At 26.8% G+C, this 20,987-nt stretch carries 25 protein-coding genes; all 25 read right to left on the bottom strand.

Annotation, left to right across the window (positions count from 1 at the left end; genetic code table 11):
- Positions 1-27: 27 nt before the first annotated feature.
- The 25 genes from HMPREF1092_RS05975 to efp all read right to left on the bottom strand — a co-directional run bounded on the left by HMPREF1092_RS05975 (position 28) and on the right by efp (position 20,945).
- Positions 28-648 (bottom strand): hypothetical protein, encoded by a 621-nt coding sequence (locus tag HMPREF1092_RS05975; RefSeq protein ID WP_002597734.1) that lies wholly within the window; start codon positions 646-648, stop codon positions 28-30.
- A 616-nt stretch (positions 649-1,264) separates the two neighbouring features.
- Positions 1,265-2,275 carry a tyrosine-type recombinase/integrase gene (locus HMPREF1092_RS05970; protein ID WP_002597733.1) on the bottom strand — a complete coding sequence of 337 codons (1,011 nt, stop codon included), beginning with the start codon at positions 2,273-2,275 and terminating at the stop codon, positions 1,265-1,267.
- Positions 2,276-2,446: 171 nt separating this feature from the next.
- Positions 2,447-3,271: a sporulation transcription factor Spo0A gene (gene spo0A, locus HMPREF1092_RS05965; protein ID WP_002597732.1), complete on the bottom strand. Its 825-nt coding sequence runs from the start codon at positions 3,269-3,271 to the stop codon at positions 2,447-2,449.
- Between the two features lie 343 nt (positions 3,272-3,614).
- A complete protein-coding gene (spoIVB, locus tag HMPREF1092_RS05960; RefSeq protein ID WP_002597731.1) occupies positions 3,615-4,802 on the bottom strand; it encodes a SpoIVB peptidase in 1,188 nt (395 codons plus the stop codon).
- Between the two features lie 155 nt (positions 4,803-4,957).
- Positions 4,958-6,649 (bottom strand): DNA repair protein RecN, encoded by a 1,692-nt coding sequence (gene recN / locus HMPREF1092_RS05955; protein WP_002597730.1) that lies wholly within the window; start codon positions 6,647-6,649, stop codon positions 4,958-4,960.
- Between the two features lie 12 nt (positions 6,650-6,661).
- Positions 6,662-7,114: an arginine repressor gene (locus HMPREF1092_RS05950; protein WP_002597729.1), complete on the bottom strand. Its 453-nt coding sequence runs from the start codon at positions 7,112-7,114 to the stop codon at positions 6,662-6,664.
- Between the two features lie 21 nt (positions 7,115-7,135).
- Positions 7,136-7,957 carry an NAD(+)/NADH kinase gene (locus HMPREF1092_RS05945; protein ID WP_002597728.1) on the bottom strand — a complete coding sequence of 274 codons (822 nt, stop codon included), beginning with the start codon at positions 7,955-7,957 and terminating at the stop codon, positions 7,136-7,138.
- Positions 7,958-7,969: 12 nt separating this feature from the next.
- The gene (locus HMPREF1092_RS05940) at positions 7,970-8,779 is read right to left on the bottom strand and encodes a TlyA family RNA methyltransferase (protein WP_002597727.1); all 810 of its coding nucleotides are present in this window, start codon (positions 8,777-8,779) and stop codon (positions 7,970-7,972) included.
- An 11-nt stretch (positions 8,780-8,790) separates the two neighbouring features.
- Positions 8,791-10,653, bottom strand: coding sequence for a 1-deoxy-D-xylulose-5-phosphate synthase (dxs, locus tag HMPREF1092_RS05935; protein WP_002597726.1), 1,863 nt, complete (start codon positions 10,651-10,653; stop codon positions 8,791-8,793).
- A 19-nt stretch (positions 10,654-10,672) separates the two neighbouring features.
- Entirely contained in the window at positions 10,673-11,542 is an 870-nt protein-coding gene (locus HMPREF1092_RS05930; RefSeq protein WP_002597725.1) for a polyprenyl synthetase family protein, read from the bottom strand.
- Between the two features lies 1 nt (position 11,543).
- Positions 11,544-11,750 (bottom strand): exodeoxyribonuclease VII small subunit, encoded by a 207-nt coding sequence (gene xseB, locus HMPREF1092_RS05925; protein WP_002597724.1) that lies wholly within the window; start codon positions 11,748-11,750, stop codon positions 11,544-11,546.
- The gene (xseA, locus tag HMPREF1092_RS05920; RefSeq protein ID WP_002597723.1) at positions 11,734-12,954 is read right to left on the bottom strand and encodes an exodeoxyribonuclease VII large subunit; all 1,221 of its coding nucleotides are present in this window, start codon (positions 12,952-12,954) and stop codon (positions 11,734-11,736) included. Before xseA ends, xseB begins: the two co-directional genes overlap by 17 nt.
- Positions 12,944-13,792, bottom strand: a complete 849-nt coding sequence (locus HMPREF1092_RS05915) for a tetrahydrofolate dehydrogenase/cyclohydrolase catalytic domain-containing protein (RefSeq protein ID WP_002597722.1) — start codon at positions 13,790-13,792, stop codon at positions 12,944-12,946. Before HMPREF1092_RS05915 ends, xseA begins: the two co-directional genes overlap by 11 nt.
- A 13-nt stretch (positions 13,793-13,805) precedes the next feature.
- On the bottom strand, positions 13,806-14,210 hold the full coding sequence (gene nusB / locus HMPREF1092_RS05910) for a transcription antitermination factor NusB (protein ID WP_002597721.1): 405 nt from the start codon (positions 14,208-14,210) through the stop codon (positions 13,806-13,808).
- Between the two features lie 102 nt (positions 14,211-14,312).
- A complete protein-coding gene (locus HMPREF1092_RS05905) occupies positions 14,313-14,699 on the bottom strand; it encodes an Asp23/Gls24 family envelope stress response protein (RefSeq protein ID WP_002597720.1) in 387 nt (128 codons plus the stop codon).
- Positions 14,700-14,783: 84 nt separating this feature from the next.
- Positions 14,784-15,296: a SpoIIIAH-like family protein gene (locus tag HMPREF1092_RS05900; RefSeq protein ID WP_002597719.1), complete on the bottom strand. Its 513-nt coding sequence runs from the start codon at positions 15,294-15,296 to the stop codon at positions 14,784-14,786.
- Positions 15,297-15,322: 26 nt separating this feature from the next.
- Positions 15,323-15,943, bottom strand: coding sequence for a stage III sporulation protein AG (gene spoIIIAG / locus HMPREF1092_RS05895; RefSeq protein ID WP_002597718.1), 621 nt, complete (start codon positions 15,941-15,943; stop codon positions 15,323-15,325).
- A gap of 7 nt (positions 15,944-15,950) precedes the next feature.
- Positions 15,951-16,526 carry a stage III sporulation protein AF gene (spoIIIAF, locus tag HMPREF1092_RS05890; RefSeq protein WP_002597717.1) on the bottom strand — a complete coding sequence of 192 codons (576 nt, stop codon included), beginning with the start codon at positions 16,524-16,526 and terminating at the stop codon, positions 15,951-15,953.
- 3 nt (positions 16,527-16,529) lie between these two features.
- Positions 16,530-17,744, bottom strand: coding sequence for a stage III sporulation protein AE (gene spoIIIAE, locus HMPREF1092_RS05885; RefSeq protein WP_002597716.1), 1,215 nt, complete (start codon positions 17,742-17,744; stop codon positions 16,530-16,532).
- Positions 17,745-18,128, bottom strand: a complete 384-nt coding sequence (gene spoIIIAD, locus HMPREF1092_RS05880; RefSeq protein ID WP_002597715.1) for a stage III sporulation protein AD — start codon at positions 18,126-18,128, stop codon at positions 17,745-17,747.
- A 10-nt stretch (positions 18,129-18,138) separates the two neighbouring features.
- A complete protein-coding gene (gene spoIIIAC, locus HMPREF1092_RS05875; RefSeq protein ID WP_002597714.1) occupies positions 18,139-18,336 on the bottom strand; it encodes a stage III sporulation protein AC in 198 nt (65 codons plus the stop codon).
- Positions 18,337-18,348: 12 nt separating this feature from the next.
- On the bottom strand, positions 18,349-18,867 hold the full coding sequence (locus tag HMPREF1092_RS05870; RefSeq protein WP_002597713.1) for a stage III sporulation protein AB: 519 nt from the start codon (positions 18,865-18,867) through the stop codon (positions 18,349-18,351).
- A complete protein-coding gene (spoIIIAA, locus tag HMPREF1092_RS05865) occupies positions 18,840-19,775 on the bottom strand; it encodes a stage III sporulation protein AA (protein ID WP_002597712.1) in 936 nt (311 codons plus the stop codon). The genes HMPREF1092_RS05870 and spoIIIAA overlap by 28 nt, the downstream gene beginning before the upstream one ends.
- Positions 19,776-19,962: 187 nt before the next feature.
- Positions 19,963-20,319, bottom strand: a complete 357-nt coding sequence (locus tag HMPREF1092_RS05860; protein ID WP_002597711.1) for a CD1247 N-terminal domain-containing protein — start codon at positions 20,317-20,319, stop codon at positions 19,963-19,965.
- A gap of 68 nt (positions 20,320-20,387) precedes the next feature.
- On the bottom strand, positions 20,388-20,945 hold the full coding sequence (gene efp, locus HMPREF1092_RS05855) for an elongation factor P (protein ID WP_002597710.1): 558 nt from the start codon (positions 20,943-20,945) through the stop codon (positions 20,388-20,390).
- Between the last annotated feature and the right edge of the window lie 42 nt (positions 20,946-20,987).

Raw genomic sequence — 20,987 nt, 5'->3', positions numbered from 1 at the left:
ATATTTTCAACTAATTATAATGCTATTTTATTGTCCAGGAAAAAGTACTTTTATTAGTAATGGCATAATCATTTCTCCAATTTTATATCCTTTTGTTGTTGTCCAAGTTATAACACTCTTCAACTTCTTCCATTTTTCATTATTACTTGGATTTTCATCCATAACAGTTTCAATTTCATTTAACTTACTTTGAATTTCTTCCTTAGAATTATCATCAAGTATTTCATCATCTTCAATTTTCTCTCTTATCTTATATAATTCTGCTTTAATATCTATTGTATTATTTATAGTATTTGTATTATTATTTGTGCTATTTCCACTATTATTAATGCCATTATCATTATTGTTTGTCACATTCACAACACTGTTGAGTCTTTTATCTTTTATTGAATATCCTACCCCTGTAATTGAAAGTAATCTTAATTTTTCTTTTAATTTATTTATATCACCAAGAAAATCAACTTGTCTACTTTCTCCAAATGAATACTCATAATTATCTAATGTACTTGTTATATTTGGTATAAATTCACCAAAAGTATTTATTATAAGCTCCTGTAGCTCTTCAGCCTTTCTAATATCACTTTTTCTTAATACCTCATCACACCTCTCTATATAATCTCTTACAAATTTTTTAAATTCTTCATTCATTAACATTCCCCCTAAACTTTCTTTTTACTTATTTTACTATATATTAAATATATAAACAATAACTATAATTTTTTCACATTGACTTTAACTACTAGATAATTATTGTTTGGGAAGCTGTGGACACTTTAGTGAAAGACATAGAAACCTTACTTCAGTAAAGCAAGGTATTATTGTTTGGTATATCTGAATTGTATCAGTTATAAACATCTGTATCAGCTTTACAGTTTTAATTATTCCATTCCTACCCTAGAATAACAGTTATTTAACATAATAACTTTACTGTTAACTTGCCAAGTCATAAGACTTCAGGACTTCCAGCCTAATGTTTTTGATAACTCTGAATCATTCAATCAGAGGGTTTGTCCTCTTTAGATACAGTTAAAAAGGACAGAAAACACCCTATCCCTTTAGCAACTTTTTTCATACTGTGGGGAGTGTTCACCATTTTCTGATAGGTTATTTTATAAGATGATTGCTCCTTCTCAACATCTACTTAATCCATTGAAACATCTACTAAAAAATGTTAAAATGATAATAAGATTTTCTATATTCAATTTAAGTAGTTTGGTATTTTAAATCTTATTAAGAAAGGTGTTGGTAGCACCTTTCCTTTTTTTTATCTCTTTTGCATATTTTCTAAAGGACTAAATTTTTGATAATTCTTTCTTATATCAGTTACAGTTAAATCTAAATAAGCTTTTTCTGTTACTGTCACTGAACTGTGTCCAAGTATTCTTGATAATGTATAAATGTCCATTCCTGACATCAAACATCTTTTAGCAAAATTATTTCTTAATGAATGTGGTGTTATATTTTTAGTTAATCCAGACCTTTGTTTGTAAAGTCTAAAATTCCTTTCAAAATGTGGAATTCCTAATTTTGTTCCTCTACTTGTTGGAAATATCAAAATATCATTATTGATATATCTATCTTTAAACTGAAGCCATCTTCTTAATATTCCAGCCATTGTATTGCTAAAAAATACATATCTTTCTTTTTTACTTTTGGCTATATCTGCTGGAATTAAAATAGCTCTCCTATCTAAATCAATATCATCAATTACCAATGACAGTGTTTCCCCTAATCTCATACCAGTATCCATAATTAATTGAATCACAACATAATCCCTATATTCATAGTATTTTGTAACATCCAGTATCCTAATTAATGCTGTGAAATCTGAATCTGATATATTATCTTTTGGTTTTCTCTTTACCTTAACAAACTGAACTTTATCCATTGGGCTACTCTTTATTATTTTGTTATCAACAGCCCATGTAAAAAACACTTTAAGATTTCTTATATAGTTATTTATTGTCATTGGTGATACAACCTTTCCAAAATCTTTTCTTATACTTGGATTGTTTATTGAAACTGTTTTATCATCAGAAACATATGAATATTTTCCTCTTTCTTTTGTGAATTTTACATATTCTTTTGCATGTATTAACTTTATTTCTTCAACTTTTGACAGCTGAAATTCTTCTTCAACATATTTTGAAAATAATAATAAACTTGATTCATATGACTTCATTGTCTTTATACTTAATCCCTTTAACTTGCAATATTCCATATAATCTTCAATATAAAAATTAAAATTTCTTTTGGTTTTTAGAATTTTAACCATAAAAAAACACCTCCTAACAGTTTGGAAATTATCCAACTGATAGAAAGTGTCTCTCTGTTTTATTTAATATTTATTTATTGGTATCAAATATACTTTGTTGCTATAAACAACATAGATTTGACTTTTTCAAATTAATTGTTCAACAGCCATTTTACTGACTTTCTTCTTCTATTAGCTAACTTTATTTTTAAGTCTTAATTTATCAGCAATAATTGCTATAAACTCACTGTTAGTAGGCTTACCTTTATCATTATGGATTGTATATCCAAATAGTTTATTTATTGCATCTACTTGTCCTCTTCCCCAAGCAACTTCTATAGCATGTCTTATTGCTCTTTCTACTCTACTTGCAGTAGTGTTATATTTTTTTGCTATTGATGGGTAAAGCTCTTTTGTAACTGCTGATAATAATTCCATGTCATTTACTACCATTGTTATTGCTTCTCTTAAATACATATAACCTTTAATATGTGCTGGAACTCCAATTTCATGTATTATACTAGTTATTTCTGTTTCTAAATCCATAGGTTCATCATTTAATCTTGAAACAGAAACCATATCATTATTTTGTAAAGTTGAAGATGCTCTTTGTGTATTTTCAACTTTTGAAGAATTAAACATTTCTCTTATTCTTTTTGTGAATATATCCATATCAAAAGGTTTAACTACATAATAGTCTGCCCCTAATGTAATAGCTTTTTGAGTAATCTTATCTTGACCTACTGCTGATAGAACTATAACTCTTGGCATATCTTCTGGATTAATATTTAAACTAGATAATTTTTCTAATACTCCAAGACCATCTAAATGAGGCATTATAATATCTAACACAACAAGGTTTGGTTTTTTAGCTTCTATAAGCTCTAATGCTTCAACTCCGTCTTTTGCTATCCCAGTTACTACAATATCTTTTTGATTTAATAAATAATCTTTTAATATACTACAAAATTCTTTGTTATCATCTGCAATTACTACAGAAATTTTTGAATCCTCCATTTTTATCCCCCTTTATTTATCCTGGAATTTATTTCATCCAATAATCTAAAAAATCTTAATCTCTATTAAACTATTCGACATTTATTAATTTTTTCCTTCTTTATACAAGATTTTAATTTTTTATCATATAAAATTTATTTTTAGCTCTGATTTTTAGTGCTATTTCTTTTAAATAAATTCCACTTTTTGTAAATTATACCTTATTTTTTAGTTTTAGTCTATACTTTTTAATATTATTTTATTTATTTTTTCATTTTTCTATGTTCATTTACTTTATAATATTTCTTTCCTTAAAATAAAAAAATTTAGTAGTAGCTTAGACATTATAAGCTACTACTAAATTTTATCCTATTATTCCTGCATCTTTTAGCATCCAATCTATATAAATTCCATATCCTGTATCTGGTTTATTTATAAGAACATGTGTTACCGCGCCAATTAATTTTCCATCTTGTATAATTGGGCTTCCACTCATTCCTTGAATTATTCCACCTGTTTGTTTTAAAAGCTCTTCATCAGTAACTTTTATTATCATACTCTTAGGTCCTGGAGTATCTTGGTCTAATTTTTTCATAATTTCAATTTCATATTCTTTCGGCTCATTTCCAGATATTGTAGTTATTATTTTAGCTTTCCCAACTTTAACTTCTTCTCTAAATCCTACTTTCATAGGCTTTGATATATTTTCTTTATCTTTCATCTTTCCATTACCAAATATTCCACATTCCGTATTCTTTTCTATTTCTCCAACTGGTTTATCTTCATCCATAAAAATTCCTTTTAATTCACCAGGATTTCCTTTTTCACCTTTTCTAAGACTTATAATTGATGCTTCATATAAATCTCCTTTTCTACTTCTAAATATCTCATTTGTGTCACCATCAGTAATAGGATGACCTAAAGCTCCAAACTTATTAGTTTTTTTATCATAAAATGTCATTGTTCCTACTCCAGCTGCTGAATCTCTTACCCATAATCCAATTTTATATTTATCTCCTTCTTTTATACCCTTAATTTCTTTCTCTAAAACTTCTCCTTTTCTATCTATAGTAAGCTTTACTTTGTCAGAATTCGATTTTTCTATTTCTCTACCTACTTCTTTAGAAGTTAATACTGTATTACCATTTACTTTCATAATAAAATCCCCAACTATTATTCCACCATTTTTTGCTGGACTACCTGACTTTTCTCCATTTATAATAACATCTGAAAAGCCAACTACTAAAACTCCACTTGAGGAAAGTCTGACACCTATACTATCTCCTCCTGGATAAACTTCTAAATCTTTTATTTTATGTACTTCAACTTTTTTTAATGAGAAAAGTCCCATAAACTCTATGTTTATATTTTTCCCATCATATTTAACAGTGTTTAAAGGATTATTTTGCTTAAATACTGATATGCTTTGAACATTTTCTTTACTTGTATAAATTTCATTTGGAATATCTTTTAATGTAAAAACACTTGCTAATACCATTACAAACAAAATAGCAAAAACTAAACCTATACTTCTAACTATTCTTTTTTTCATATCTTAATCCTCCTTTGCTTTTACTATTAGTTTGTACATAGACATGCCTTTTATTCTATGATAACTCTGTATTTTAACCCAATTTTTTTCATAAAAAAAATAAAACCATGGTTTACATGATTTTATTTTATCCCATTATCTATTCTTTATGTATTTTATAAAGATTTTATTTCCTCTTTTTTCAAATTTGCATTTTTAAGCATTTCTTTTACATTTTCTATTGTAGTATTAGTTACATTATCTCCTCCAAGCATACTAGCTACTTGGCTGATTTTTTCTTCTTCATTTAAAATTTTTATTTTAGTATAGGTTTTTCCATTTATAACTTCTTTAGACACAAAATAATGCTTGTCTGAAAGAATAGCTATTTGAGGTAAATGAGTTATACAGAGAACTTGGTGATTTTTTGATACTTGATACATCTTTTCTCCAACTCTCTGACCAACTTGACCGCTTATGCCTGTATCAATTTCATCAAATATTAAAGTCGGTATATCATCTTTATCTGCAAATACACATTTTAAAGCTAACATTATTCTAGAAAGCTCTCCACCTGAAAGAACTTTTTCAAGAGATTTAACCGGTTCTCCTGGATTAGTAGATATAGCAAAAGTTATATCATCAAAACCTCTTTCATTATGTCTTTCTAATTTTTCTATTTGAATTTCCATTGTTGATTTATCAAGTCCTACATAAGACAATTCCTTTAAGATTTTTTCTTCTAAAATATCTTTTTTCTCTACTCTTATTTTATGTAATTTCTCACCAACTATTTTCATTTTTTCTAAAATTTCTTTTTCTTTTATTTCTAATTCTTTTATTATTTCCTCAGCGTTAGATAGTTCTTCAAATCTATTTTTTAGATTTTCATAATTTTCTAATACGCTTTCTACACTTCCACCATATTTCTTTTTATAACTATTTATTGTATATAATCTTTCATTTATTTTAGCAAGTTCTTCTTCATCATATTGAATGTTATCCGCTCCATCTCTTAATTCACGAGTAATTTCTTCTAAATTATAATATGCTTCTTCAACTATCTCTTTTTTCTCTTTTATCCAAGAAACATATTCTTCAATTGAACTTAATTCAGTAATTACTTTTGATAAACCTTCTAAGACTGATGACGAATCTCCACCACTTAATATATTATAACTTATTGTTAAACTATTATTTATTTTTTCTGCATTTGAAAGTGAATTAAATTGTTCTTTAAGTTCTTCTTCTTCACCTAATCTAAGTTTACCTTTTTCTATATCTTCAAGTTGAAATTTTATATAATCAATTAATTTTTCGCCTTCTAAATTTCCTCTTAAGTCTACAATTTTTGCTCTAATTGAATATAGTTCATCTCTTAAACTTGAAAATTCATTTAAATCTTTTTCTATAATTTCTCCGATAAAATTATCCAAATAAATTCCATGAGATTCTTTTTGAAGTAAATTTTGATTTTGATGTTGACCATGTATGTCTAATATTTTTTCACGTATCTTTTTTAATTGACTTACTATTAAGCTTTTACCATTTACTTTTATTAAGCTTTTTCCTGTTAATAAAGTTTCTCTTCTAATTATTAATACATCTTCATATTCAATCTCTAAATCATTTAAGGCTTCTTTTATATTATCATTATTTATTTCAAACACAGCTTCTACTGATGTTTTATTTTCACCAGTTCTTATTAAATCTTTTGAAAATTTTCCTCCTAATACATAATCAATAGCATCTATTAGTATTGATTTTCCAGCACCTGTTTCTCCTGAAAGTATATTAAATCCTTCTCCAAGATCAAATGATATGCTTTCTATAAGAGCAAAATTATTTATTGTCAACTGAATAAGCATTATAACCCCTCACTACATATCAATTCTTTCTTTTATACTTTTTACTATAATTTCAGCACTTTCAATAGTTCTAACTAATATAAATATTGTATTGTCTCCTGCTACTGTACCAGCTATATTTTCAAATTCTAAATTATCTATAGCTTCTGCTGCTGCTGATGCTCCACCTGTAAAAGTTTTTACAACAACCATTTTATCTACATTTTCTACACTTACAACTGCATTTGTTAAAATATTTGCTAACTTATCTGCTAATCTACTTGAATCTGTTTTAGGAACTGCATATTTATATCTTCCATTTGAAGATTGCATTTTTATAAGTCTTAAATTTTTTATATCTCTTGATACTGTAGCTTGAGTTACATCAAATCCTGAATTTCTTAAAGCTTCTGCTAAATCCTCTTGTGTTTCTATATCTTTTTCAGTTATTATCTCTAAAATTTTATCATGTCTTCTTGATTTCAAATCTAATCACCATCTCATTCTTTAATAATTTAGTATTTTTGTTCTTAATAAGTTAAAATAATCATAATCATCAAATTGTATAAACTTCGCAAATTTTTCTGCTCTACTAATTTTAATTATTGACTTTTTATCCATTTTATAAACTTTTTGTCCATCTGTTGTTAAATATGCATCTTCATAACTACAAATTTCAATTCTTATTTCCATATCTCCATTTAAAACCATAGTTTGCATACTTCTAGTATGAGGGCAAATCGGAGTTAATATAATAACATTTAAATCTGGATATATAAAAGGTCCTCCTGCAGAAAAAGAGTATGCTGTAGATCCAGTAGGAGTACTTACAATTAATCCATCTCCTCTAAAAGTTGAATAAAATTTATTATCAACATATATATTAAACTTTGCCATTCTAGATAAAGTTCCTTTAGCTAAAACAATATCATTTAATGCCCTTATATTTTCATTTTCTATGCCTTTTACTTTACCTTCTAGCATCATTCTATTTTCTATTATAAAATTTTTATCTTTTAACTTTTTTATACTACTATCTAAATTATCAAGTTCAGTTGAGCTTAAAAATCCTAAATTTCCTATATTTATTCCTATTATAGGTACGCTAACATAATATGAAACCTCTCTTGCTACTCCTAAAAGTGTTCCATCTCCTCCTAAAACTACAAGGATATCTAAACATAACCTTTCAATATTATTAATCTCATAAGTATTCAATAAAAAAATTTGGCTTTCTTTAAATTCTTCTCTAAATTTTTTTTCTACTTTAGCTAGTATTTTTCCATCCTTATCCTTATCTGGATTTATAGCAATACCAATTCGTTTCATGTCTTTCTCCTTTTAAATCTCTGTATGAGATGCTCTTACAACATTTAAAATATCCTCTTTATCAAAATTACTTTCTTTTTCATTATCTTTAGTAAAATAAATTAAATATTCTATATTACCTTCTGGTCCTTTAATAGGAGAATAACTTAATCCTAAAATATTAAGATTATTTTCTTCTAAGAATTCCACTATTCCATTTACAACTTCAAGATGAGTACTTTCTTCCCTTACTACACCTTTTTTACCTACTTTTCCTCTTCCAGCTTCAAATTGAGGCTTTATAAGAGCTACCACCTCTCCATTATCTTTTAATAAATTTATTGTAGCTGGCATTATTGTTTTTAATGAAATAAATGAAACATCTATTGATGCAAAATCTAATTTTTCTCCAATGTCTTCTGGAGTAACATACCTTATATTAGTTCTTTCCATACATACAACTCTATCATCAGTTCTAAGCTTCCAAGCAAACTGACCATATCCTACATCCACTGCAAAAACTTTTGAAGCTCCATTTTGAAGCATACAATCTGTAAATCCTCCTGTTGATGCTCCAATATCCATGCATACTTTTCCTTCTAATGTTAAAGGAAAAGACTTTAATGCTTTTTCAAGTTTTAATCCGCCTCTACTAACATACTGTAACTTTTGTCCTTTAAATTCTATATTAGCTGTTATAGGTATTTTTGCTCCAGCTTTATCAACTCTTTGCCCATCTACAAAAACTAGTCCTGCCATTATACTTGTTTTTGCTTTTTCTCTTGACTCAATCAATCCTTTTTCAACTAATATAATATCTAATCTTTCCTTTTTTTCTGACATTAGTTTCTCCTTTATTTTAAAAGTTCAATTACTTTATTTTTTATTCCATCTGGATCTAGTCCCTCTTCTTTATAAAGAATATCTACTTTTCCTTGTTCTATAAATTTATCTTTATATCCTAAAGATTCAACTTTACCTTTATATCCAAATTCTAAAAGTTTCATTTGTATATTGGATCCAAGACCACCTGCTATTATATTATCTTCTACAGTTATTATAATATCCTTTCTACTAGATAATTCTTTTAACATATCATCATCTAATGGTTTAATAAATGTAGCATTTATTAGTTCTATTTCAATTCCTAACTTTCTTAATTTATCTGCTGCAATAATTGAATGTGAAACCATCTTTCCTGTACTTATTATACAAACATTAGAATCACTTTCTATTAATGTTTCCCATTTTCCTAATTCTATATTACTTATTCCTTTTAAATTATCTAATATGTCTCCACCTCTTGGATATCTTATTGCTACAGGAGTTCCTTTATTTAGAGCCCATTTAAGCATTGGATAAACTTCATCTAAACATTTTGGAGCCATTATAGTCATATTAGGTATCATTGAAAGATATGATAAATCAAAAATTCCTTGATGTGTTTCACCATCTTCACCAACAATACCTGCCCTATCAATACTAAAAACAACTGGTAGATTTTGAATACATACATCATGTAAAACTTGATCAAATCCTCTTTGTAAAAAAGTTGAATATACTGCAAAAACAGGTTTTAACCCTGAACAAGCCATACCAGCTGCCATTGTTGTTGCATGTTGTTCTGCAATTCCGACATCGAAAAATCTTTCTTTAAATTCTTTGGCAAAATCATTTAATCCTGTTCCATCTGGCATAGCTGCAGTTATAGCAACTACATCCTTATCTTCTTTTGCTATTTTTATAAGTGAATTTCCAAACCTCTTTGAATAACTTTCACATGATTTTTTCATAATAGTTTCTCCATTTGTTTTATTAAAAGGAGATACTCCATGGTATTTACAGGGACTTTTTTCTGCTAATTCATATCCTTTACCTTTTTTAGTTATAGTATGTATAATAACGGGGCCTGTCATCATTTTTGCATTACTAATAACTTCTTTTAATTTTACTATATCGTGTCCATCTATAGGTCCTAAATATTTTATTCCCATCTCTTCAAATAACATTGATGGAACAACTAATTGTTTTATACTATCTTTAACTTTCGTTATTTTTAAAGCAATATTTTCCCCCATTTCTGAGCCACTTAATTTACTTTTCACCTCATTTTTCAACATATTGTATTTAGGCTTCATTCTCATTCTATTTAAATATGAAGAAATTCCTCCTACATTATTTGATATAGACATTTGATTATCATTTAAGATTATTATCATGTTAGTTTTATTAAATCCTACATCATTTAATGCTTCTAGAGCCATTCCCCCTGTTAAGGCTCCATCTCCAATAACTGCAATTATTTTACTATCTTCTTTTTTTAAATCTCTAGCTCTAGCCATTCCAAGTGCTGCAGATATTGATGTACTACTGTGGCCAGTATCAAAAAAGTCATATTGACTTTCATTTCTTTTAGGGAATCCGCTCATTCCATTATGTGTTCTTAAAACAGAAAATTTATCTTTTCTTCCTGTTAAAATCTTATGAACATAACTTTGATGACCTACATCCCAAATTATCTTATCTTTATTTAAGTCAAATTCACTAAAAAGACTTAATGTTAATTCAACAATTCCAAGATTTGAAGCTAAATGTCCTCCTGTTTTTGAGACAGAGGAAACTAAAAACTCTCTTATTTCATTGCTTAATAAATATAACTCTTTATTACTTAACTTCTTTACATCTATTGGAGATTTTATTTTATTTAAAATATCCATCTTTTTATCCCAACCCTCTTTAATATTCTCTTTTTAATAGGTTAATCGTAAGTTCCTCTAAAAGCTCTGTATTTTTATTTAAACTTTTAAGTATTTCTATGCATTCTTCTGTTAAATTTCTACACATTTCCTTACATTTTTCTAATCCATATTTACTTATATAATTTGTTTTATTTTTTTCTTCATCAACATGGATTCTTTTCCCTAATTTCTGTTCATTTCCTACTACATCTAGTATATCATCTTTAATTTGAAATGCTAATCCCAAATTTTCTCCGTACTTTTCCCACTTATATAATTCTTCTTTTGAAGCTCCACCCATTATTGCTCCTGAAACTATAGAGGCTTTTATTAAAGCTCCAGTCTTTTTCTCATGCATATATTTTAGCTCTTCAATTGAAATGTTCTTTCCTTCGCTTAAAATATCTACTACTTGCCCTCCAATCATTCCATCAGCTCCAGAGGCTTTTGCAATATTTAATCCTGCTTTTAAGAAATTATCTCCATTTTCTAATGAGCTTTTCATGATTAATATCATAGCTTCATTTAGTAAAGCATCTCCTGCTAATACTGCCATATTTTCTCCAAAGACTTTATGATTAGTTTTTTTACCTCTTCTTAAATCATCATCATCCATACATGGTAAATCATCATGAATAAGAGAGTAAGTGTGTATCATTTCCATTGCACACGCTATATCTAATGCTTTTTTATAATCTTTTTTGTAAGAATTATAACCTAATAAAATTAAAATTGGTCTAATTCTTTTTCCTCCAATATTTAAGCTATAGCTTTCTGCTTCATATATCAATTTATTAAAGCCGTCTTTTCCTTTAAAGTATTCTTCTAAATAATTATCTATGACTGCTTTATATTCATTAATGTACATATTATTCAAACTCCACTTCTTCTTTATCTTTTATAATAGAGATTTTTCCTTCATAGTTATTTAGAGTTTTATATAATTTATTTATTAATTTAACTCCATCTTCATATTCTTTCATAGATTCATCTAGAGTACATGTATTACTCTCTAACTTATCTAAAATCTCATTTAATTCTTCAACCATTTCTTCATAACTAACTTTTTTTGCCATAGTCTTCTCCTCCATTAGCTTTAAACTTTCCACTGACACTTCCATCTTTTAATACAATTTCTATATTTTCTGATTTTAGAAGTTCTTTAGTTTCTTTTATTGTGATTCCATTTCTTTTTATTAAAGAAAATCCTTTATCTAAAATATTTAAAGGATTATTTGCATTAAGTAAATTATTATATTCAGATATCTTCATCTTTTCCTTTTCTAATTTTTCCCTAATACGTCTATTTAATTCTTCTTTTAATGAATCTATTTCTAAAAAAGAATTTGAAATCCTAACTTTCGGTGAATTTAGACTTATAAGCTTAAATTTCCCTTTTAAATCTCTTTTTTCATTTTCTATTATACTCTCTATTTTTTTATTTAGTAAAGTATTTATACTTTTTAACTCCATCTCAATTTCCTTTGTATTTATAACAGCTATTTCCGCTCCTTGTGATGGAGTTGCAGCTCTTACATCTGCAACAAAATCTGATATTGTGAAATCTACTTCATGCCCAACTGCTGATATTATAGGTAATTTTGAATTAAATATAGCATATGCAAGTTTTTCTTCATTAAAATTCCATAGTTCTTCTAATGATCCTCCTCCTCTACCTATTATTATAACTTCAACAGATTTTTTCTTATTAAAATATTCAATTCCTTCAATAATGGTATTAAAGCCACCTTCTCCTTGAACTTTAGCTGGATAAAGAACTATGTCACATCCTTTATTTCTTCTTCTCGTAACATTTATTATGTCTCTTATCGCTGCACCTGTTTCAGCAGTAACAACTCCAATTCTAGATGGATTAACAGGAATATCCTTTTTATATTTTTCATCAAAAAGACCTTCATCATATAATTTCTTCTTTAATTTTTCAAACTTTACATGTAAGTCTCCTAATCCAACTTCTTCAATTTCTCTACAATAAAGTTGTAAACTACCATTTTGAGGATAAATAGATACTCTACCTTTTATTATTACATCTAATCCTTCTTTTAATTTAAAATCTAATTCAATTGCATCACTTTTAAACATTATGCAGTTAATCTTAGAAAAATCATCCTTTAATGAAAAGTATATATGCCCACTACTATGATACTTTAAATTAGAAATCTCCCCTTTTACGGAGAGATTATTTAATATAAAATCATTTTCGGTGATTTTCTTTATATAATTATTAACCTCAGATACTGCTAAAACTTTAATCTTCACTGTTTTCTAAAGCCTTACAACTATTTCTTATTAATAGCGTTGTAGTTAGGGCTCCTACTCCGCCTGGTACAGGAGTTATTAAAGCTGCTTTATCTTTTACATTTTCAAAATCTATATCTCCTGTTATTTTCCCCTCATATGATGAAGTTCCAACATCAATTAAAACTGCACCTCTTTTTATATAGTTACTATTTATAAATTTAGGTTTTCCAATAGCCACTATAAGGACATCTGCTCTTTTACAAATTTCTTGTAGATTTTTTGTCTTTGAATGACATATTGTAACAGTTGCATTTTGATTTAATAAAAGTTGAAAAGTTGGTTTTCCTACAATGTTACTTCTTCCAATTATAACGACTTCTTTACCTTCTAATTGAACATTATAACTTTTAAGTAGTGTTAAAATAGACTCTGCAGTACAAGGAATAAAAGTCTCTTCTCCTAAATATAGTTTACCTACTGATTCATAAGTTAAACAATCTATATCCTTTTTAGGTGATATAGCATTTACTATATTTTTTTCATTTAAACCTTTTGGAAGAGGTAATAAAATCATTATTCCTGATATACTACTATCATTATTTAATCTATAAATTTCTTTTATTACATTTTCTTCAGTTATTTTTTCATCTAATTTAATTTTTAAAAATTCAACTCCTAATGAAGTAGACACTTTTTCTTGACTATTTTGATAATAAATAGAGCCTTCATCATTACCAATTAAAATAGATGCTATTTTAGGTATACTCTTATTTTCATTTTTCCTATTTAGGACAAAATTTTTTATTTCTTCTTTTATTTCTAACGAAACTTTTCTCCCATCTATTATATCCTTCACTACACACCCACTCCTAAATTTCTTTTAAAATCTTATCTAAGACTCCATTAATAAATGATTTTGATTTTAAATCTGAATATTTTTTTGTTAAATCTAATGCTTCATTAATTGCAACTCTATCTGGAACATCATCTCTATATTTCATTTCATATACTCCAAGTCTTAATATTGCTAAATTCACTTTAGATATTCTATTAATTTTCCAATTTTGAAGATTTTTTTCTATTAAAGAATCTATATATTCTTTATTTTCTTCTATTCCCTTTAAAACTTCTTTTATGTATGTTAAATCTAACGCTTCTATATCATCTTCATAATTATCAACAAATGTATCTACTGCTTCTATATGACTATCTCCACTTATCATTGTACTAAATACTAATTCCATTGCTTTTTCTCTTGATAATTTTCTACTCATTTTTTCCTCCTAAATTAAACTATATAATTTTTTATATAGTTATTAAAATATATTTTTTTATATGTTAACAAGGAAACACCCTCTGTTATACAGAGGGTGAAATTACTTTTCCTTTACTTCTTTGTCATGTTCTTTTTCAACATAAATGTTTTGAACATATACATCAACTGTACTAACTTCTAAACCAGTCATTGCTTCAACAGTTCTTTTTACATTTTCTTGAACTTGACCGATTACATCCAAGATTTTCACCCCATACTTTACAGTGACAGCCATTTCTATTTTAGCTCTATCATCTTCTAAAACAACTTTAACTGCCTTGCCGGAAACTTTCTTCTTTCCTTTAAGCATTTGTGAAATATTACTTGTAACTCCATGCTGGAACTCTAAAACTCCATCAATTTCTTCAGCTGCTATACCAGCTATAACACTAACAACTTCGTCAGATATCTTTACGACTCCAACATTATTGTCATTTAAATTTTCCATGAAATCAAACCTCCCAGGTTTTGAATTATCAAAACTTTTTATCTTACGTTCATTATAACAAATATAATTTTACATTACAATGTATTATTTTTTCACTTCTATTGACAAGTTTGTTATGCCTGCAACATTTTGAACTACTTCTTTTATTTCTCTGCTTTGATCTTGATTTATACTTTCACCTTTTACATATATTTTTGCTTTATCGCCTTCAATATAGCAAATAGCATCACTGAATCCTTTGTTTTTTATGTTTATTTCTATTCTATTTTCATTATCCTTACTTTTAGTTTTTCTTAATAGTTCATTTTGTGCATTCTTTTTAACATCTGCAGCTGTATTTTTATCTTCAACTGCTGCTTTTAAGTTTGCAACTACCTCTGCATCTTTTTGTTGTCTTTCACTTCTTGCAGTATAGAAAAAATCATCTTCTTTTTCATTTACTTCTGTATCTTTTTCTGCTGTTTCACCTTCAAGTGCTGCTGCTGCTAAATCTTCTGGAGATTTTAATCCCTCTGAATTTAATTTTATTGATAAAAGCCCTACGCATATTATCAATCCTGCTAGTGTGAAAATAATTCCAAATTGTTTTGTTGACATTTTTTATTCCTCCTTTAATTGACTTATTAATTTATATGCTGATTACCCATAGGATATACATTTACTTTATCAAAAGATAAGTTATATAAATCTGAAACTGCTTTTTCAATGTTATATTTAACTTTGCTATTATTTGCTCCTTGAGCAGTTACAACAACTCCTATAACTTTTGGCTTATATACTTTAGTTACAAATGGCTCATTACCATCACTATTACTTGACATTACAACTTTACTTCCATCATTTTTTTGTTCATTTACTCTCTTACCACCTTGACTATCTTCTTCTTCTGTAGTTGTTGTCTGAGTGTTATTATCATAAGCTGGAACTTTAACTTCACCGCTTTCAAATGTCATCATTGTATCTACTTCTCCAACTCCTTCAATTTTTCTTAAAATTGAATTCAATTGTTCTTTTTGTTCTCTTTCATATTCATTTAATATTTCTACTTCTTTGTTCGAACTACTTTCTTTCGCACTTACACTTAATGTTCCTTCTGTTTGGTTTACAGATCCTTTATTATCTTTAATAAAAAAAGATGTTACTAAAAATATAATCCCAAGTATGACTATTAAAGCTAATAAATTGCTAATTTTTTTATCTTTAATAATCCTATTAAATTCTTTTATCAAATTTTTAAAATCCAATTTAATATCACCCCTCATCACTTATTACTTTTATTTTCTCTTTCTCTATCTTTAATTCTTTTAATAAAAACGTTCTTATGTTCTCATATTTTGAGTCACTTTTCTTTTCTTCTGTTTTATTATCAGAAATATCTACTTTGTCTATTTTTTTTATTTTTTTTATCACGCCTTTCTTCTTTTCTTTTACATAAACTGTAACCTCTTTTATATCTATATCATTTAAATTTAAATCACATTTTACATAACTTCTAAACTCATAATCTTTAAATTCATTTTGTAAAATATTATTTATATTTTTAGAAAGATTTTCTTTAAAGCTTTCTAATTGAATTTCTTTTCCCTTCTTATTTGTTTCTTCTCTATATAAGTTATTTGAATCATAAGATAATATTTTTTTAGTAATAGTTTCTTCTCCATTTGTAAAAAACTTAACTATTGGATTTAAAATTACACTTATAAGCATTGCTCCTAATATAAATTTGCTATATTTTTTCATTGAATTATCGGGAAGTATAATTTCAACTGCTGTTATTAAAACTATAGTACTAACAAGTGTTATTACAAATTCTTTTATAATATCCATATTTTATCCTCCAACTACAAATTTTCCTGCTGAAGCCATTATTCCTAAGAGAATAAAAAACATAAAGCTTACACTTATTACACATGAAGTTAAAAGAACCATTGATTCACCTATCATACTAAGAGCACTAGTTATTCTTTTATCACTAATTGGTTCTACTAACGAAGCAGAAATTTTATATATAAAGGTCATTAATACTAATTTTATTATTGGATAAAGAATTATTAAAACTATTACTATTAATCCTATTCCAGTTATAGCGTTTTTTATTATTAAAGAATATCCTGCAATAGAGGTTATAGCATCTGAAAATGCTTTTCCAACTATAGGAACAAAATTATCTACAGCAAACTTAGTTGTTTTAAGTGCAACTGCATCCATAGTATCTGCTGTTATTCCTCTAATAGTTAACATTGCTATAAAAATTGTTATTATTATTCCTTGAAACCATAGTATTCCTTGACTTATAAGCTTACATAAATTATCTATCTTATGTTCTGTTGAAAGATTATTAGCAAATTTTAATACGAAGCTTACTAATATCATAGGTATAATAAAATTAGAATAAATTTTAGGAATTAAAATTACTGATCCTAAAACAATTGGATCCATAGTTGCTGCTTGAACAAATCCCCCTGCTAAAGCAATCATTCCCACTAAAACTGGTAAGAGTGCATTCATAAATTCTGATATGCTATTTATTACATTTGTTGCTACATCTATAGAAATTAAAAAGCTTCTTGAAAGTATTATTATTAAAACTGAATAACATGCATAAAAAGCTATGTTAGAAATACTTTCATTTTTAAATGCATCTTCTAAATTTTTTAAGAGAGAACATAAAATTGCAATTGCAACTACTGAAATTACAAGCTTTAAAACTACTCTTACTTCTTTAAATAATAAATTTACAGCTATTAAACCTAACTCTTTTATTGTTAAGTTACCTTGTCCATTTTTTATATAGGATTCTACATAAGATTTTGGATCTAATTCATTTAAAAGTTCTTCATCTGTTTTCATCTTATTTATATAATCATATAAAGAATTTAGCTTATTATCTGTTTCTATTTTCATTTCTTCTGCACTCTCTATTAGATTCTTTTCTTTTGTTTCCTCATTTGCAAATGCTTTTGTCATAAATGGAATGAATATTTGTATTAATATACTTGATATAAGTAGGATTAAAAATTTTTTTCTTAAATCTTTTCTAAACATCTATAAGATCTGAAGGATTGATTCCAAAACTGACATAAGTATTGGAATTGCAAGAAGTAAAATAAATATTTTACCTGCAAATTCAACCTTTGATCCTATTGCACTTGCTCCTGCATCTTTACAAATTTCACTTGCAAATGATGAAAGATATGCAATTGCTATTATTTTCAATATTATTCCTACATATACAATATCCATTCCAGCTTTATTAGCTACATCTTTAAAGAAAAGTATTATTTCTCCTAACTGAGATGCAACTACAATAAAAATAGCTACTCCAGCTACAAGAGAAATTAAAACCGCAATATCTGATCTTTTATCTTTAAAAACTAAGAATATAAAAAGGGCAACAAATGCAAATGCTACTATTTTTAAAATTGGCATAATATCCCTCCTATAACATAAACATAGTTTTTACAGTTTGAAATAAATCTCCTATCATTGTTACAACCATTATTAATATAATTACAATTCCAGCCATATTAGTTATTACAGCTATATCATCTTTTCCACTACTTTTTAAAACTTTATCTAATATTACAATTAGGATTCCAACCCCTCCTATTTTAAAAAGCAAACTTATATCTAACATAATTCTCCCCTCCTATATTAAGAAAATAACTATCATAGCACCAGTTAAAACACCAAGATAACTATAAAGTTTTGAATTTTTTTTAGACACTTCTAAAGCATCTTTTAAATTTGTCTCAATATTTGTTTTTAATAATTCAAATATTTTTTCTTGACCATAGAGTCCTGACTCTCCTAATACTTTTAAAAAATCACCTATTACTTTTTCATCTTCTTTTGTAAAATAAAATTCTTCTTTATATTCTTTATAGATTTCTTTAAAAGAATCATAAGCAGTATATTTATTTCCACTTATAAGATCATCTGAAACTTGTGAGAATATTTTTGAAAAATATTCTTCACTTCTAAAACTTAATTCTTTTAAAGCTTCTGGAAGTGGTGTATTTTTATATAAAATCTCATTTTGTAAAATGAGCATATATTTATTTACTTCTGATAGATTTTTGTGTCTATTAACATATGTTCTTCCTCGAATTATTCCTAAATAAGCACAAAAGAAAAATATTAAACTAAGCCACAGATATTTAAACATTTAAATCCTCCTTGTAAATTTTTCTTATAAACTTTATCTATATAAAACTTTCCATCTTTATTGGCTAAAACTAATATTCTATCTACTATCTCTCTTTTTAATAATTCATCTAATCCTTCTCTTTTATATAAATCTTCTATTCCTTGACCATGAACTGAAAAAACTACTTTAACTCCTGAATTAAATGCATTTTTTATTTCATTAACTTCTTCTTCACGACCAATTTCATCACATATAATTACTTCTGGTGATAAAGACCTTACAGCCATTATTAATCCTTCTTTTTTATAACAATTATCTAAAACATCTGTTCTTAGTCCTACATCCATTTGTGGAATGCCTTCATAAGATGCTGCTATTTCACTTCTTTCATCTATTATTACTACTTTTTTTCCCTCTAATTTTCCCTCTGAAGTTCCATTAGATATTACTCTAGAGAGATCTCTTAAAATAGTTGTTTTACCGCATTTAGGTGGTGATATTATTATTGTATTTAGAACTTGATTATTTTCTGTAATATGTGTTATAACTTTTTTGCTACATCCTAATATTTCTTTAGTTATTCTTAAATTTATAGAGCTTATATTTTTTATAGTCTTTACTTTTTCTCCATCCATAACACATTCTCCAGCTAGACCTACTCTATGCCCGCCTTTAATAGTTATGAATCCTCTTTTTATTTCCTCTTCATAAGCATAAATAGAATACATTGAAATTCTTTTTAAAATATATTTAATTTCTTCTAAACTTGCCCTATAATTTAAAATTACTTCTCCCAGTCCTCTATATATAATTACAGGCTTATTTACTTTTACTCTTATTTCTTGAATACCTTCTTTAGAATATTCCTTTAATTTATCTTTTAATCGTTCTGGAAAAATTGAAAGAAAATCATCTCTTCTATACACCACATTACCTCCATTAAAGTTTGAACTTGAAAAATAAAATTATCTATATAATTAATATTTAAATTCTTATGTAAATATGACTTATATTTTTATTTTTTCTTATGTAAATTATTTTCATTTTAAAATCTATAATTTATGTATATTTTTTTGCATAAAAAAAAGACCTTTAAAATAGGTCTTTAACTTTTTATTTTAATATATTCTCTTTGCAATAAGGACATGTTATATCTTCATTATTTGTAAGTGCAGATTTTTCTATGAATATTGGATTATTACAATGTTTGCAATTTACTTCTTCATATTCATCTTCAATTTCTTCTAAATCCTCTAAGGAAACCTCTTCGAAAAGCTCTTCTTGAATTCCAGAAAGATCTGTATCCATAAATCTTATATTTTCTTCCATAGTTTCTTGATTAACTATTACTTCTTCTACTTTTTCAGTTAGTAAATCTATTACATTAATAAGCTTTAGTAAAGTCGAATTTTCTTCCATATTGTTAGCTTCTTTTTTTAATATTTCAAGATTTTCTCTTATTTCTTTCATTTTTTCACTTCCTTTATGAAATATGAAAATTGCTAAGTTCTTTTGAACTTAGCAATAAATACAACTTATTAAACTCTTTCCATATAGTCGCCAGTTCTTGTGTCTACTCTAATTGTATCCCCTTCATTTACGAACATAGGTACATTTACAATAGCACCAGTTTCAACAGTAGCTGGTTTTAAAGCATTTGTTGCTGTGTTTCCTTTTACTCCTGGCTCAGTGTGAGTTATAACTAATTCAACAAAGTTTGGTGCTTCTACTGAGAAAGCATCTCCTTTATAGAATTTAATTATAGCAAACATATTTTCTTTTAAGAATTTGATTGCTTCTTCTACTTTTTCATAGTTTAATGGAATTTGCTCATATGTTTCTCCATCCATGAAGTAGTATAATTCACCATCATTATATAAATATTGCATTTCTTTTCTTTCAATTACAGCTTCTTGGAATTTAGCTGTTGGGTTGAAAGTTGTATCTGTAACAGATCCTGTTATAACATTTCTAAGCTTAGTTCTAACAAAAGCTGCTCCTTTTCCTGGTTTAACATGTAAAAAATCTACAACTGTAAAAACTTGTCCTTCATGTTCAAATGTTGTACCTTTTCTTAAATCTCCTGCTGATATCATTAAATATCCCTCCAAAAGTATAAATTCAAATCCAATAACATA

This window comes from Clostridium thermobutyricum (assembly GCF_000371465.1).
Lineage (GTDB): Bacteria > Bacillota > Clostridia > Clostridiales > Clostridiaceae > Clostridium > Clostridium thermobutyricum.
The sequence above is the reverse complement of the archived record's forward strand: the minus strand, read 5'-3'. Positions and strand labels throughout refer to the sequence as shown.

Coding starts and splice junctions, on each gene's coding strand:
- HMPREF1092_RS05975 (WP_002597734.1), bottom strand. CDS start 648: ATGAATGAAGAATTTAAAAAATTTGTAAGAGATTATATAGAGAGGTGT.
- HMPREF1092_RS05970 (WP_002597733.1), bottom strand. CDS start 2,275: ATGGTTAAAATTCTAAAAACCAAAAGAAATTTTAATTTTTATATTGAA.
- spo0A (WP_002597732.1), bottom strand. CDS start 3,271: ATGGAGGATTCAAAAATTTCTGTAGTAATTGCAGATGATAACAAAGAA.
- spoIVB (WP_002597731.1), bottom strand. CDS start 4,802: ATGAAAAAAAGAATAGTTAGAAGTATAGGTTTAGTTTTTGCTATTTTG.
- recN (WP_002597730.1), bottom strand. CDS start 6,649: ATGCTTATTCAGTTGACAATAAATAATTTTGCTCTTATAGAAAGCATA.
- HMPREF1092_RS05945 (WP_002597728.1), bottom strand. CDS start 7,957: ATGAAACGAATTGGTATTGCTATAAATCCAGATAAGGATAAGGATGGA.
- HMPREF1092_RS05940 (WP_002597727.1), bottom strand. CDS start 8,779: ATGTCAGAAAAAAAGGAAAGATTAGATATTATATTAGTTGAAAAAGGA.
- dxs (WP_002597726.1), bottom strand. CDS start 10,653: ATGGATATTTTAAATAAAATAAAATCTCCAATAGATGTAAAGAAGTTA.
- HMPREF1092_RS05930 (WP_002597725.1), bottom strand. CDS start 11,542: ATGTACATTAATGAATATAAAGCAGTCATAGATAATTATTTAGAAGAA.
- xseB (WP_002597724.1), bottom strand. CDS start 11,750: ATGGCAAAAAAAGTTAGTTATGAAGAAATGGTTGAAGAATTAAATGAG.
- nusB (WP_002597721.1), bottom strand. CDS start 14,210: ATGAGTAGAAAATTATCAAGAGAAAAAGCAATGGAATTAGTATTTAGT.
- HMPREF1092_RS05905 (WP_002597720.1), bottom strand. CDS start 14,699: ATGGAAAATTTAAATGACAATAATGTTGGAGTCGTAAAGATATCTGAC.
- HMPREF1092_RS05900 (WP_002597719.1), bottom strand. CDS start 15,296: ATGTCAACAAAACAATTTGGAATTATTTTCACACTAGCAGGATTGATA.
- spoIIIAF (WP_002597717.1), bottom strand. CDS start 16,526: ATGGATATTATAAAAGAATTTGTAATAACACTTGTTAGTACTATAGTT.
- spoIIIAE (WP_002597716.1), bottom strand. CDS start 17,744: ATGTTTAGAAAAGATTTAAGAAAAAAATTTTTAATCCTACTTATATCA.
- spoIIIAD (WP_002597715.1), bottom strand. CDS start 18,128: ATGCCAATTTTAAAAATAGTAGCATTTGCATTTGTTGCCCTTTTTATA.
- spoIIIAC (WP_002597714.1), bottom strand. CDS start 18,336: ATGTTAGATATAAGTTTGCTTTTTAAAATAGGAGGGGTTGGAATCCTA.
- HMPREF1092_RS05870 (WP_002597713.1), bottom strand. CDS start 18,867: ATGTTTAAATATCTGTGGCTTAGTTTAATATTTTTCTTTTGTGCTTAT.
- HMPREF1092_RS05860 (WP_002597711.1), bottom strand. CDS start 20,319: ATGAAAGAAATAAGAGAAAATCTTGAAATATTAAAAAAAGAAGCTAAC.
- efp (WP_002597710.1), bottom strand. CDS start 20,945: ATGATATCAGCAGGAGATTTAAGAAAAGGTACAACATTTGAACATGAA.